This is a genomic window from Alcaligenes faecalis, assembly GCF_005311025.1.
Classification (GTDB): domain Bacteria; phylum Pseudomonadota; class Gammaproteobacteria; order Burkholderiales; family Burkholderiaceae_B; genus Alcaligenes; species Alcaligenes phenolicus.
This window is the reverse complement of the sequence record NZ_CP031747.1, coordinates 4,061,231-4,075,273: the sequence shown is the minus strand read 5'-3', so window position 1 is coordinate 4,075,273 and position 14,043 is coordinate 4,061,231. Positions and strand designations below refer to the sequence as shown.

General features: G+C 54.3%; 9 protein-coding genes and 2 tRNA genes. 8 read left to right on the top strand and 3 right to left on the bottom strand.

Annotated features, from left to right (window positions below):
• Positions 1-193 precede the first annotated feature (193 nt).
• The gene (locus D0C27_RS18655; RefSeq protein WP_115633931.1) at positions 194-2,479 is read right to left on the bottom strand and encodes an FUSC family protein; all 2,286 of its coding nucleotides are present in this window, start codon (positions 2,477-2,479) and stop codon (positions 194-196) included.
• Positions 2,480-2,919: 440 nt separating this feature from the next.
• Between D0C27_RS18655 and ilvB the strand changes: the two genes are divergently transcribed.
• The 7 genes from ilvB to D0C27_RS18620 all read left to right on the top strand — a co-directional run bounded on the left by ilvB (position 2,920) and on the right by D0C27_RS18620 (position 12,306).
• Entirely contained in the window at positions 2,920-4,641 is a 1,722-nt protein-coding gene (gene ilvB / locus D0C27_RS18650) for a biosynthetic-type acetolactate synthase large subunit (protein WP_035272452.1), read from the top strand.
• Between the two features lie 10 nt (positions 4,642-4,651).
• Positions 4,652-5,143, top strand: coding sequence for an acetolactate synthase small subunit (ilvN, locus tag D0C27_RS18645; RefSeq protein WP_003801075.1), 492 nt, complete (start codon positions 4,652-4,654; stop codon positions 5,141-5,143).
• Between the two features lie 215 nt (positions 5,144-5,358).
• A complete protein-coding gene (ilvC, locus tag D0C27_RS18640) occupies positions 5,359-6,375 on the top strand; it encodes a ketol-acid reductoisomerase (protein ID WP_009456705.1) in 1,017 nt (338 codons plus the stop codon).
• 406 nt (positions 6,376-6,781) lie between these two features.
• On the top strand, positions 6,782-7,549 hold the full coding sequence (gene pssA / locus D0C27_RS18635; RefSeq protein ID WP_035272453.1) for a CDP-diacylglycerol--serine O-phosphatidyltransferase: 768 nt from the start codon (positions 6,782-6,784) through the stop codon (positions 7,547-7,549).
• 166 nt (positions 7,550-7,715) lie between these two features.
• Entirely contained in the window at positions 7,716-7,985 is a 270-nt protein-coding gene (gene rpsO, locus D0C27_RS18630; protein WP_003801068.1) for a 30S ribosomal protein S15, read from the top strand.
• A gap of 89 nt (positions 7,986-8,074) precedes the next feature.
• Positions 8,075-10,213 carry a polyribonucleotide nucleotidyltransferase gene (gene pnp, locus D0C27_RS18625; protein WP_035272454.1) on the top strand — a complete coding sequence of 713 codons (2,139 nt, stop codon included), beginning with the start codon at positions 8,075-8,077 and terminating at the stop codon, positions 10,211-10,213.
• A 392-nt stretch (positions 10,214-10,605) separates the two neighbouring features.
• Positions 10,606-12,306 carry an amidohydrolase gene (locus D0C27_RS18620; protein ID WP_205717081.1) on the top strand — a complete coding sequence of 567 codons (1,701 nt, stop codon included), beginning with the start codon at positions 10,606-10,608 and terminating at the stop codon, positions 12,304-12,306.
• 226 nt (positions 12,307-12,532) lie between these two features.
• Here D0C27_RS18620 and D0C27_RS18615 read toward each other — a convergent pair.
• A tRNA-Leu gene (locus D0C27_RS18615) sits at positions 12,533-12,618 on the bottom strand.
• A 12-nt stretch (positions 12,619-12,630) separates the two neighbouring features.
• Positions 12,631-12,720: transfer RNA gene (locus D0C27_RS18610), tRNA-Ser, on the bottom strand.
• Positions 12,721-12,953: 233 nt separating this feature from the next.
• On the opposite strand from D0C27_RS18610, the gene D0C27_RS18605 reads away from it, so the two are divergent.
• Entirely contained in the window at positions 12,954-13,928 is a 975-nt protein-coding gene (locus tag D0C27_RS18605) for an NAD(P)H-quinone oxidoreductase (RefSeq protein WP_035272457.1), read from the top strand.
• Positions 13,929-14,043 lie beyond the last annotated feature (115 nt).

Below are 14,043 nucleotides of genomic sequence, written 5' to 3'. Positions count from 1 at the left end.
TCTTTAGCTGATCTGCGGTCTTGCAGGTAAAAAAGGAAAGGCAAGGCCATGTATTTGCGCCTTGCCTTTTTATTTTTGGTCCTGCGAACTGAGGAGGGCTTGGCACCCTATGCTCTTGTGCTTTGTGCTTTGAGTTCTTGTTTATTTGGTCCCGACAGCGAGCTCCAAATGTATACGGGACATGGCATGGCCATCAGGCCCCTTGCTGTTTCAGTTCCTGCTTGCGCTCAGGCGGCAGTTGCGGGCCAGCGCTGTATTCCAGGCCTCTCATATCCTGACGTATCAGTTGGGCGGCCTTGACCATTTGACGGATCGGGTAGGCCAGCATGGCCAGCTCACCGTCGGTTTCGATGGAAGCAGGCGGGTCGGCATCCTGGTCGTTAATCAGTGCGCCAATGGCATCCAGGGAGTTCTGGATGCCTGGCGGAATCTGACTCAAATTAGCCAGAAGCGGGGCAGCGGCGCTGATCTGCGAGGCCAGTACGTGGTTCTGAATCAGCAGGTTATTCAGCAGGGATACATTGGCTTGTCGGCTAACTGGTTCATCCATCATGCGATAAAAGGCCGAGGCAAAGTTGCTAAAGGCAATGTGTACGTTCTTGTTTGCCACTTGCCAGGCGGTGTCGGCTTCCATCAAGTCCAGATCCACCTGGTTTTTCTGAGCCTCTGTCATGGTGGGTTCGCCTTCCTGACCGCTTTTAAGGATCTGGTTATGCAGGCGGCTCAAGCGAGCGAATTCCAGCCCTGCACGCCAGAACTCTTTGTTGGCGGCCAAGGCTGCTCGGGCCAGACCTGTCATGGCGCTGGATTCCCAGTTGGGGAGCAAGTAACTGGCGGCCATGGCAATACCGCAACCAATCAGCGTATCCACCAGACGTTCTCCAATAATGAAGGAGCCGCCCGTGGACAGGAATTGGAAGGACAAAATCACAAAGATTGTGTTGAACAGGGCCGATAGCAGGAAGTTCAGCTGAACCAGGCTGTTACCCAGCAGGTAGGCCAGCAACATGGCGATCAGATACAGCTCGCGGTTGTCCGTCAGCTTCAGGAGCAGGAAGGCCGCCCCGCAGCCTAGTACCGTGCCAAAAAGGCGCCAGCCATTACGTTGGCGTGTGATGGCAAAGCCTGGCTTCATAATGACCAGAATCGTCAGGATGATCCAGTAACTGTGTGCTGTCAGGGCGCTGACCAGGCCCAGTTCGCTTTGGAAATGGGCGCTGAGTGCGCCAACTCCCAGGGCCACCATGGACGCAATGCTGACACGTGCCGCATAGCGGAAGTGCGAGGACTTCAGCTTCATATTGCTGCTGAGCATGCCCAAACGCAGTTCTTCACGCGAGAGCATGCGGCTTAGCGATTTATTCAGGTACTGATCGACTGGCAGGTTCTGGCTGGCACGATGCGACAGGCTTGCCATGCTGTCCACAATACGGTTCAGGTTACGCAGTCGGCGCAAGACCTGGACTAGCAGGGCGTAGGTTTCCGGGTCTGTTTGCGACATGCCCTGGCGTTTGTACTTCTCCAGCTCGTATTCCATGGCGCGGATTTCCGCTTTGACGCTGGAGCGACGGGTGGTGCGAGCGCTTCGTGAAACATTCATGGCAATGCGGCCAATATCCAACGAAAGCTTGTGCAAGCCATCACGCGCAAAAACCATGAAATCGCTGTCGGAAAGCTGACGGCGCAGGACGGTGTAGTCGGTATAGGTCGCGACCAGCGAGTCCAGAATGCTGACCATATTCAAGAAGATTGTCAGCAGTGCCTTGCGGTGGTGATCGCCTCGTCCATAACCGCGCGGCAGTTCACGTAGCACCACATCGCGGGCGGCCTGGTGCTTTTCGGTCATATTGGATTGAAGATTGATCAGCCGTCTATAGCAGGCGTCCAGATCCGAGGTGGAGTCATAGAATTGCGAGCGCGCTTCCATGTATTCAGCCGTGGCAAACAGGGCTACCGCCAGTGTCTGGCGCTCTTCCCGATACCAGAACAAGCGTCGGAACAGGGTGCTGAACAAGTAATAGGACAGACCACCGGCAAAGGAATACAGCGTGTGCGCCAATACCTCGTGAGGCTGCATGGGAAAGCGCATCGTCAAGGTCATCAGCAGCAGGGCGGCAAAGCCGATCAGCCCGCCGCGACGACCAAAGACGGAGAACATGCTGTACAGAAAGCACAGAAACGGTACGCACAGGACCAGCAGCAGGGGAGAGCTGGAGGCCAGACCTGTCAGGCCAACGGTGACCGTGCCCAGCGCAATACCGCCCAGCATTTCATTGTTGCGATAGCGGCGTGGGCCGCCGGGTTGGTCAATGATGGCAACGCAGGTGGCACCCATGGACGCAATGACGCCAATGTCATAGTGACCAAAGAAGCGGCCCAAAATAATGACCGGCAACAGCACACCGATGGACTGGCGCAGTCCGCCGAAAAAATAGTGGCTATACAGGAATTGTTTTAATTGTGGGATGGGCGATGCCATAAAATACCCGGACAGCTCGTCATAGGTAGACAGTATATCGTTTTACGTATGCAAGCTTTAAGCCTGTTTTTTTGCACTTTACCAACAATCACAGTTGCTCGCTTTGTGCAGTCAAGGTAAAGTAACCAGGTGTTTTTGCTCCTTATCCGAGCAAATTGTAGCGAGGCACTGTTAACCGGGCCATCCGCCCGGTTTTTTGCGCCTAAAAACTTTGTTGCTGGCCGCGTCACAAGCGTGGGATGCCAGGACTTCCGTTTCAAGCTAACGCATACGTTTTTGTATGCACGCACTGGGTGTCGAAGAGTGCAGGCCGGACGGTAATGTGTCTGGGTGGTGTGGTCCTGTGGGCCATGAAGCGCCAGATCATGTTGCTGACATCGGTTCAAGCTCGGACCGTCGTGGTCAGTCGATATTGCAGAGCAAGACTGAAAGGAAAACTCATGTCTGAATTAAATGGCGCAGATATTGTTGTGCGCACGCTCGCGGACGAAGGCGTGGAACACGTTTTCGGTTATCCGGGTGGTGCCGTTCTCTATATCTACGACGCAATCTTCAAGCAGGACCGCTTCCAGCACATTCTTGTGCGTCATGAACAGGCTGCTGTTCATGCTGCGGATGCCTATTCCCGTTCGTCCCAAAAAGTTGGCGTGGCACTGGTAACCAGTGGCCCGGGCGTCACCAATGCCGTCACCGGTATTGCGACCGCTTACCTGGACTCCATTCCGATGGTCATCATCAGTGGGCAGGTCAGCACCCAGGCAATTGGTGAAGATGCTTTCCAGGAATGTGATGCCATCGGTATCACCCGTCCTTGCGTCAAGCACAACTTCCTGGTGCGCGATGTTCGTGATTTGGCCGATACCATTCGCAAGGCATTTTTTATTGCCACGACAGGCCGTCCTGGTCCTGTGCTGATTGATATCCCTAAAGATATTACGACCGCAACGTGCAAATACACGCCCAAGCGTGGCGAGGTCAAGATGCGTTCCTACGCACCTGTGACCAAAGGCCATCAAGGTCAGATCAAGAAAGCCGTCCAGATTCTCAATAGCGCCGAGCGCCCGCTGATTTATGTTGGTGGTGGTGTGGTGCTGGGTAATGCTGACAGTGAGCTCAATGAGCTGGTCAAGTTAAGCGGTGCTCCTTGCACGACTACCTTGATGGGTCTGGGTGCCTATCCAGGTACGGCGGATCAGTACATCGGCATGCCCGGCATGCACGGTACTTACGAAGCCAATATGACCATGCAGCATTGCGACGTTCTGATCGCAGTGGGTGCACGGTTTGATGATCGAGTGATTGGTAATACCCGCCACTTCGGTCAGAACCCACGCAAGATCATTCATATTGATATTGATCCTTCGGTAATTTCCAAGCGCGTGAAAGTTGATGTGCCTATCGTGGGCTGTGTCAAAGACGTGCTGACCGAGTTCAATGAGCTGTATGCGCAAAGCCGTCAGGAATCGCAGAACCAGCCCTCCCTGAATGATTGGTGGAAACAGATCAATGTCTGGCGTGGCAAGAACTCCTTGGCCTACGCCAAGTCGGACGAGCTGATCAAGCCGCAATACGTGGTGGAATCCCTGTGGGAAGTGACGGGCGGCAACGCTTTCGTGACGTCTGATGTGGGTCAGCACCAGATGTGGGCGGCTCAGTACTACAAATTCAATAAGCCTCGTCGCTGGATCAATTCCGGTGGCCTGGGCACGATGGGCGTGGGCTTGCCTTACGCAATGGGTGTGCAAATGGCCAACCCTGGCCAGGATGTTGCCGTCATCACTGGTGAGGGCTCCATTCAGATGAACATCCAGGAACTGTCTACGTGTAAACAGTACCGCTTGAGCCCCAAGGTTCTTTGCCTGAACAATCGTTATTTGGGCATGGTGCGCCAGTGGCAGCAAATCGACTACGGCTCGCGTTATTCCGAGTCTTACGTGGATGCACTGCCTGACTTTGTCAAACTGGTGGAAAGCTATGGTCACGTGGGTCTGGAGATCGACAAGCCAGCCGATGTGGTCCCCGCTATTCGCGAAGCCTTCACCACGCACAAAGACCGCCTGGTATTTCTGAACTTCATCACGGACCAAACCGAAAACGTGTTCCCGATGGTGAAAGCAGGCCGCGGCCTGACAGAAATGCTCTTGGGCCCGGACGATCTGTAAGGAGAGAATCATGAAACACGTCATTTCTATCCTTCTGGAAAACGAGCCCGGCGCACTGTCCCGTGTGGTCGGCCTGTTTTCGGCCCGTGGCTATAACATCGAGACCTTGACGGTCGCTCCAACCGAGGACGACACCCTGTCTCGCATGACTATCGTTACCCGAGGGGCGGACGACGTCATCGAGCAGATCACCAAGCACTTGAACCGTCTGGTTGACGTGGTCAAGGTGGTGGATCTGTCCGAAGGCCCACACATTGAGCGTGAACTCATGCTGATCAAAGTGCGGGCGGTGGGCAAGGAACGTGAAGAGATGAAGCGCATGGCGGACATTTTCCGTGGTCGCATCATTGATGTTACGGACAAGACATACACCATCGAATTGACCGGTGTTCAAGACAAAATTGCTGCTTTCATCAATGCGCTGGATCGTACGGCCATTCTTGAAACAGTGCGCACCGGGGTCTCTGGTGTCAGCCGTGGCGAACGTGTCTTAAAGCTGTAAGCCAAGGCTTTTTCAGGACATAATTACCGCTTTTATTCAAGGAGCTGCTTTTCAAGGCAGCTCCTTATAAAGGGTAAACACGGCCTGACGCTGTGTAGACCGCGGTGGCCCTGTTCTGAAAGTAATGAGTCAAGGTCCTTTTTGTGCCGCTGCTGCATGAGCGGCCATTCTCGAATTGCTGTTTAAGCGAAATTATTAAATTTGGAGCACCTGAAATGAAAGTTTTCTACGACAAGGATTGTGATCTTTCCCTGATCAAAGGCAAGACCGTTGCCATCATCGGTTACGGCTCGCAAGGCCACGCCCACGCCCTGAACCTGCACGAGTCCGGCGTGAACGTGGTTGTTGGTCTGCGCAAAGGCGGCGCCTCCTGGAGCAAAGCCGAGAACGCTGGCCTGAAAGTTCAGGAAGTGGCTGAAGCCGTCAAGAGCGCTGATGTCGTCATGATCTTGTTGCCTGACGAAAACATTGCTGAGGTTTACCGCAACCAGGTTGCCGAGAACATCAAGCCCGGCGCCGCTCTGGCATTTGCTCACGGCTTTAACGTTCACTACGGCCAAGTTGTGCCACGTGACGATATCGACGTCATCATGATTGCTCCCAAGGCTCCTGGTCACACTGTGCGTGGCACCTACAGCCAAGGCGGCGGCGTTCCTCACCTGATCGCTGTTTACCAGGACAAGACCGGCGCTGCTCGCGACGTAGCTCTGTCTTACGCATCGGCTAACGGCGGTGGCCGTGCCGGTATCATCGAAACCAACTTCCGCGAAGAAACCGAAACCGACTTGTTCGGTGAACAGGCTGTTCTGTGCGGTGGTGCGGTTGAGCTGATCAAGGCTGGTTTCGACACGCTGGTTGAAGCTGGTTACGCTCCTGAAATGGCTTACTTCGAGTGCTTGCACGAACTGAAGCTGATCGTGGACCTGATCTACGAAGGCGGTATCGCCAACATGAACTACTCGATCTCCAACAACGCCGAATACGGCGAATACGAGACCGGTCCGAAGATTGTTACCGACGAAACCCGCAAAGCCATGCGTCAGTGCCTGGAAGACATCCAGACCGGCGTGTACGCCAAGAACTTCATCCTGGAAAACGCCGCCGGCGCTCCTACCCTGATCTCGCGTCGTCGTATCAACGCCGAATCGCAGATCGAGCAAGTGGGTAGCAAGCTGCGCTCCATGATGCCTTGGATCGCCGCTAACAAGCTGGTCGACAAGTCCAAGAACTAAGTTTGATATCGGGGCAACCTCATAAGCTGCCCTGGTCTTGAGCCTGAACCGGCTGACGTCTTGCGGCGTCAGCCGGTTTTTTATTGCTGCAAGAATTTGGCTTTCAGCGCCGCCTCTGCTTGGGCTGAGAAAAGGATGGAAGCGCCTTGTTCTCGCCTTATAGCCGTATTGGTGAGGGCGCGATAAAATGCAGTGCTTGGTTTGACCATCGTGCCCCTGTTGGGGTGGTGCGCAAGCGGGTTCGATAAAATCTACTGTTTATCCATGAACTCCCTGGGCGCAGGCCTCTTGGCCATTTTTGTTCGCTCTGGCTTATATATGCTGGAATTATTTGCACTCTGTAGCCTTGGGGACAATGCTACATTCGAGTGTTCAGTCCTTAGCAACAACTCTTAAAGCATAAATTATGCCCAATTTGCTCAATGATGAAACCCGTCGTCGGCGTAGCATCTATCTTCTGCCCAACGCATTTACGACCGCCAATCTGTTCGCGGGGTTTTATGCTGTTGTGCAGGCCATGAATGGCCGCTTTGAGGCGGCAGCCATCGCCATTTTCCTGGCGCTGGTGTTTGATGGTATGGACGGGCGGGTTGCTCGTTTGACCAATACTCAGTCCGCCTTTGGTGAGCAATACGATTCCATGGCAGACATGATTTCCTTTGGTGCGGCGCCCGCGCTGGTCATGTACGTCTGGGCCATGCAGGGCCTGGGACGCTGGGGCTGGTTGGCTTCCTTTATTTACGTAGCCGGTGGTGCGCTGCGCCTGGCCCGCTTCAATACCAATATTGAAGTGGTCGACAAGCGTTTTTTCCAGGGCTTGCCCAGCCCGGCGGCCGCTGCTCTGGTCGCTGGCTTTGTCTGGCTGGCGGTGGACAACAAGCTGTCCTTGCAAGTGAATGTGATTCCCTGGGTTGCCTTTGGTTTAACCATTTATGCCGGCCTGGCCATGGTCTCCAATGCGCCGTTCTACAGCGGTAAGTCCTTTGCGATCAGCCGTAGCGTGCCATTTTGGGTCATGCTGCTTTTTGTGCTGGTCTTCGTGTTTGTCTCTACGGATCCGCCAGTCTTCCTGTTTGGCCTGTTCTGCCTGTATGGCTTGTCGGGCTGGTTTGTAATGGCCTGGCGCTGGCGTCGAGCCCGTGCTTTGGCACGACTTCGGCGTGGAAACAACTAAAATCCCCGGCTTTGGCAGGCTAGCAGGCCGAAATGCTTAACGCCTTGTCCGGTTTTTCGTTATAATCGTTTGCTTGCACTTGGCCTGATGGGCCCGGTGCACTCAATCTCATTTTCAACACGTTAGGGCACCTCGGTCCTAACGCAAGTCTTAGAGGCTAAATAAAATGGCAGTTGCAGATATCAAAAAAGTCGATATCGTTTCCGAGTTTCAGCGTAAACAAGGCGATACAGGCTCCCCAGAAGTGCAAGTGGCTTTGCTGACCGCTCGCATCAACGAATTGACCGGCCACTTCAAGGCTCACAACAAAGATCACCACTCCCGTCGTGGTCTGTTGCGCATGGTTAGCCGTCGTCGCAAATTGCTGGATTACCTGAAAGGTCGTAATCCAGACGCTTACCGTGCTTTGATCGAAAAACTCGGTCTGCGTAAGTGATACCGGGGCTGGCTCCCCGCTAAACAACCGTGCATTCGGCGAACTGGTTTCGCTGTGTGCACGGTTTTTTTATTGTAAGGATTCTCCTAATGTTCAATAAAGTCACCAAGTCTTTCCAGTACGGCGAACATACCGTCGTTCTGGAAACCGGCGAAATCGCACGTCAGGCGTCAGGTGCCGTGCTGGTTTCGATTGAAGACACTGTTGTGTTGGCCACTGTTGTTGGCAAAAGCGAAGCGAAAGCAGGTCAGGATTTTTTCCCTCTGACCGTTGATTACGTCGAAAAAACCTACTCCGCTGGCAAGATCCCTGGTGGTTTCTTCAAGCGTGAAGGCCGCCAATCCGAGCGCGAGATCCTGATCTCCCGCTTGATCGACCGCCCACTGCGTCCCCTGTTCCCTGAAGGCTTCTACAATGAAGTTCAGGTCATCATTCACACGGTATCGGTCAACCCTGAAATTGATCCTGATATCGCTGCCATGATCGGCGCCTCGGCTGCCCTGGCTATTTCCGGCATTCCTTTCAACGGTCCTGTGGGCGCTGCCCGTGTGGGTTACGTTGATGGTCAGTACGTGCTGAACCCATCCGCTACTCAGCTGAAATCTTCGGCTCTGGATCTGGTTGTGGCTGGTACCGAGCAGGCTGTGCTGATGGTTGAGTCCGAAGCCAAGCAATTGTCCGAAGAAGTCATGCTGGGTGGTGTGGTGTTTGCTCACGAGCAAATGCAAGCAGCCATCAACTGCATTCACGAACTGGTTGAAGAAGCTGGCAAGCCCGAGTGGGATTGGCAGCCTGCTGCTGTTAACGAAAGCCTGTTGGCTGCGGTAACCGCTGCTGCTGAAGAAGGTCTGACACAGGCCTACCAGACTCGCGAAAAACAAGCTCGTACCGAGCAAGTGCGCGCTGTCTACGCTCAGGTTAAAGAAACGGTCAAGGCTCAAGCTGAAGCCGCCGGTCAGGATCAGCCTGATATGGTTGCCGTTGAAAACATGATGTTCGACCTGGAAAGCAAGATCGTGCGTTCGCGCATCTTGAGCGGCGAGTCCCGTATTGATGGTCGCGACACCCGTACCGTTCGTCCTATCAGCATCCGTTTGGGCGTTCTGCCCCGTGCTCACGGTAGCGCCTTGTTCACGCGTGGCGAAACTCAGGCCTTGGTGGTCACCACTCTGGGTACCAAGCAAGACGAGCAGATCATTGATTCGATTATGGGCGAGTACCGCGATCGCTTCATGATGCACTACAACATGCCTCCGTTCGCCACAGGCGAAGCCGGCCGTTTCGGCGCTCCCAAGCGTCGTGAAATCGGTCACGGTCGTCTGGCCAAGCGTGCTTTGACTCCCTTGCTGCCAGCCGCTGAAGACTTCCAGTACTCCATCCGCGTGGTGTCCGAGATCACTGAATCCAACGGTTCCTCCTCCATGGCATCGGTGTGTGGTGGCTCCCTGTCCATGATGGACGCTGGTGTGCCTGTGCAGGATCACGTGGCCGGTGTGGCCATGGGTCTGATCAAGGAAGGCAACAAGTTTGCTGTGCTGACCGACATTCTGGGTGACGAAGATCACCTGGGCGATATGGACTTCAAGGTTGCCGGTACCGAGAAAGGTATCACTGCCTTGCAGATGGATATCAAGATCCAGGGTATCACCAAGGAAATCATGCAGGTTGCATTGGCTCAGGCTCACGAAGGCCGTATGCACATCCTGGGCAAGATGAAAGAATCCATCGACGGTTCCCGTACCGAGATGTCCGAATTCGCGCCTCGCATGCTGACCGTGAAGATCAACCCCGAGAAGATTCGTGACGTGATTGGTAAGGGTGGTGCAACCATCCGCGCCCTGACCGAAGAAACCGGCACACAGATCGATATTTCGGATGATGGCACCATCACGATCGCCAGTGCTGATCTGGACAAGGCCCGCGAAGCCGAGCGTCGTATTAAGGAACTGACCGCTGAAGTGGAAGTGGGTCAGGAATACGAAGGCCCAGTGATGCGTTTGCTGGACTTTGGCGCGATTGTGCAAGTGCTGCCAGGCCGTGACGGCTTGCTGCATATCTCCGAGATTGCCAACTACCGTATCGCCAACATCAATGACGTGCTGAAAGTAGGTCAGGTTGTTAAGGTCAAGGTCATTGAAGCTGACGAGAAAGGTCGTCTGCGTCTGTCGATCAAGGCTATCGGCGGTATCGAAGCTCAAGGCGGCCCAGCTGCTCCTGCTGCTTCCTGATAGCGCTTGCAGTCTGCTTGAAGAAAAACCCGCCGCAAGGCGGGTTTTTTGCGTTTGGCATTGCCCGGGGTTGGGGGGACTGGTTTGAATGCGCCTTGTTTAAACGTTGTGCATTCTGACTAAAGCCTTGGCCTTCCGTGCTTTAGAGGAAATCTGTCACGGGCTCTGGTAGCGCTTGTCTTGGGTTTGCAGAGCTTTATTAAGCGCTGTCTGGATGTCGAAATCATAAAATCCATAAACAGGGAGTGATGCGATGTCATGCTGATCCAAGTTTGAGTTGTCGCTTGGGTGGGTACTGGCCGAGCATGATCAAAAGCTGATGCAGGAGACAGTCAATGATGGGGATAAACAGGCTATTCAGGTGCTTGTGTGCTGTGATGCTAGTTGGGTCTATGGGGAGCGTTGACGCTAATGAAGTCGCTGATACGATCTTTCTGGACGCGAAGATCTATACCGCTAATGCCAATTCACCTGATGCCGAGGCGATGGCCGTGAGCCACGGCCGAATTCTGGCCATAGGCAAGAGCGAACAGATCTTGCACTATCAGGGAGCGAAAACTCGCATGCTAAGCCTTGAGGGTCGACGCGTTATGCCTGGCCTGATTGATGCGCACTCCCACGCTATTTTTGCGGGCCTGGCTGCTTTGGAGCCAAACCTGGAGGATCAAGAGTTCAGCCCGCTTGAGCTCGCTCAGCAATTGCAAGCCTGGCTGGTGGAAAAAGAGTCCGGACCAGATGTGCCTATGGTGGTGTTTGGGGTGAATCCAGCGGTGTGGTCTGCGCCCGAGTCATTGAGCGATTTGCTGGATGCTGGGGCTTGGCAGCACCAGGCTGTGTTGCTGATGGGGGCTGACTATCATACGGCCTGGGCGAATCAGGCAATGCGTGAAAAGGCGGGAATTGACGCTGCTTACGTGCAGTCATTGCCTGCGAAGTCTCAACACACCATAGGTGTGGCTAGTAATGGACAGCCTGATGGGGTGTTGGTGGATGCTGGCCTGGATAAGGTAACGGTGATCTTGCCCAAACCAGCTGAAAAGCAGCTACTGGCAGCTGCAAAAATCGCTGTTGAAACCAATAATCGCTATGGCATTACGGCCTGGATGGACCCGGCGGCCAACGCCGGACCGGGGGAAGCGTTGTTTTCTCGATCTCTTGGCAGTGTTGGAGAGGGCATATTGCCGGCTTACCGGGTTTTATCAGAAGCGGGTTTATTAACTGCTCATGTTGCTGCCTTGCTGGTGGCCAGTCCGGAGAGTGATGCTGCGGATCTGGAGCGGCTTGATGGTGTCCGAAAGCGCTTTGCGCACATCCCTAACCTGAGTTTGCCGGGTATCAAGGTGTTTGCTGATGGGGTGTTGGAGTATCCGGCTCAAAGCGCAGCCTTGCTGGGCCGCTATGAAAACTCAGGCAAGCAGGGCGAGCTGCTGCTGGAGCAGCGCAAAATGACGCAGCTGGTTGATGCTATTGATCTGCGTGGCTGGCTGGTGCATATCCACGCCTTGGGTGACAGAGCAGTGCGTGTATCTTTGGATGCTATTGAGTCGGCGCGCAAAAAGCGTAGCAGTGGTGTACCGCATTCCATTACGCATCTGCAGTTGGTAAGCCCGGCTGATTATCCCCGCTTTAAACAGCTCGATGTGATGGCTGTCATGCAGTTGCACTGGGCCGAGCTTGATAACTATCTGCTTGATCTGGTCAAGCCTTATATTCCTGATTCGGAGTTTCAGGGTCAGTATCCAGCTCGATCGCTGCAGCAGCATGGAGCGGTGATTGTGGGTGCTAGTGATTGGCCTATTTCTACGGCGAATCCGTGGGAAGCCATGCATCATGCAATGACACGCTCTGGGCCGGGTGGCGGTTTGAATGCAGGCGAGCGTATGGATAAAGATAGTATGTTTAGGGCCTATACCATCAACGCGGCCAGGGCTATCCGAATGGAGAGGGAAATTGGCTCTCTGGAGGTGGGTAAGCAGGCAGACTTTATTGTGCTGGATCGCGATGTGCTGGAGGTAGATGTAGAGGCTTTGAAAGACACTCAGGTTCTGGCGACTTACTTTGCCGGTCGGCAGGTCTACGGCGCAGCTCCGTAGAAGGAGCCTGGCAGTGTTTTTCTGATTGACAGGGTTTGAACAGGCAGTGTGTATGCCGTATGCGGCTTATATAGCGGCAGATGGTTACTGCCCCATTCGATGGTTGGTGAAACAAAAAAGCCCACTATGCGTAGTGGGCTTTTTGTCGCCTGGTTTTTGCTGCAAAACCAACGCAGGTTTGGGCAAATTCAAGGCTTATGTATCAGTGCAGACCGCTTCAGGTCTATGGTGCATCCAGCCGGAATCGAACCGGCACGATCAAAGATCGAGGGATTTTAAGTCCCTTGCGTCTACCAATTCCGCCATGGATGCAGCGGGAGATGATGGCGGAAGCGGTGAGATTCGAACTCACGGATGGGTTACCCCATCGCCGGTTTTCAAGACCGGTCCATTCAACCGCTCTGGCACGCTTCCTGTCTGTTGGGCTTTTCTTCCTGACAAGTCACATGCGCAAAAAAGCACGGAGGCCAGGAAAGCCTTAAAGTGTAACGTATAAATTTGCCAGCGTCATTGAAATAATCTGTTTTCATGGCTGGAATAGAGCGTTGATGCCAGTGCCTGTGATAGATTGCAGCAGGTAAGGCGGCTGCTTATGGTTTGTACTTGCAGCCGCGCTGGAAAAATAGTCTAGATATCAGGGAGTAGGTATGCGAGCTGTTGAAATTACCGAGTTTGGAAAGCCGGAAGTGTTGCAAGTGGGCGAGCGCCCCATGCCACAAACAGGTCCGGGTGAAGTGCTGGTCAAGGTGCTGGCGGCGGGCGTGAACCGTCCGGACGTCTTGCAACGAGCAGGCGCTTACCCGCCGCCGGCTGGTGCCTCTGATATTCCCGGCCTGGAACTGGCCGGTGAAATCGTCTCGGGCGATGTGCAGGGCAGTGAGTTCAAGATTGGGGATCAGGTCTGTGCGTTGGTCACTGGTGGTGGCTATGCCGAATATTGTGTGGTGCCAGTACAGCAATGCTTGCCTATTCCTGCGGGTTTCAGCTTGCTGGAGGCGGCGGGGCTGCCAGAAACTTTCTTCACTGTCTGGAGCAATGTGTTCGACCGTGGTCAGTTGAGCAAGGGTGAAACCCTGCTGGTTCATGGCGGTGCCAGTGGAATTGGGACAACAGCTATCCAGTTGGCAGTGGCTCTGGGGCATACGGTATATGCCACGGCAGGCAGTGATGAGCGCGTGGAGGCCATTAATCGCTTGGGCGGGATCGGCATCAACTATAAAACCGAGGTTTACGAAGACGTCATCAAAAGCAAAACAGGCGGCCGTGGCGTTGATGTGATTCTGGATATGGTCTCTGGCGACTACATCAACCGGGATTTGACGTGCCTGGCTGATGACGGTCGTATCGTCATTATTGCTTTGCTGGGTGGGGTGAAGGCCACGATTAATTGTGGGGAGATCCTGCGTCGTCGCCTGACTATCACTGGCTCAACCTTGCGGTCCCGCTCTGTCGAGTTCAAGGCGCAGTTGGCGCAGGCTCTGAAAGAACGTGTCTGGCCTTTGCTGGAGGCAGGGCAGGTGCGTCCCTTGATCCATGCCACTTTCCCCTTGGAAAAGGCGAGCGAAGCGCATGCCATGATGGAGGCGGGTGAGCAGGTGGGCAAGATCATTCTTGTTCCATAAAAGCAGCAAGGGTGGCGCAGCCACCCTTTTTCTTGCTGTTCTGAAACGAATTTTCTGTCAAATATGCGCGAAACGGATTAGCACGCGCTACAATAGCCGGTTAGCTGCGCCTTGA

Bases quoted from the DNA above. Each gene is read 5' to 3' on its own strand.
- rpsO (WP_003801068.1), top strand. From the start codon at position 7,716: ATGGCAGTTGCAGATATCAAAAAAGTCGATATCGTTTCCGAGTTTCAG.
- ilvN (WP_003801075.1), top strand. From the start codon at position 4,652: ATGAAACACGTCATTTCTATCCTTCTGGAAAACGAGCCCGGCGCACTG.
- D0C27_RS18605 (WP_035272457.1), top strand. From the start codon at position 12,954: ATGCGAGCTGTTGAAATTACCGAGTTTGGAAAGCCGGAAGTGTTGCAA.
- ilvB (WP_035272452.1), top strand. From the start codon at position 2,920: ATGTCTGAATTAAATGGCGCAGATATTGTTGTGCGCACGCTCGCGGAC.
- pnp (WP_035272454.1), top strand. From the start codon at position 8,075: ATGTTCAATAAAGTCACCAAGTCTTTCCAGTACGGCGAACATACCGTC.
- pssA (WP_035272453.1), top strand. From the start codon at position 6,782: ATGCCCAATTTGCTCAATGATGAAACCCGTCGTCGGCGTAGCATCTAT.
- D0C27_RS18620 (WP_205717081.1), top strand. From the start codon at position 10,606: ATGGGGAGCGTTGACGCTAATGAAGTCGCTGATACGATCTTTCTGGAC.
- D0C27_RS18655 (WP_115633931.1), bottom strand. From the start codon at position 2,479: ATGGCATCGCCCATCCCACAATTAAAACAATTCCTGTATAGCCACTAT.
- ilvC (WP_009456705.1), top strand. From the start codon at position 5,359: ATGAAAGTTTTCTACGACAAGGATTGTGATCTTTCCCTGATCAAAGGC.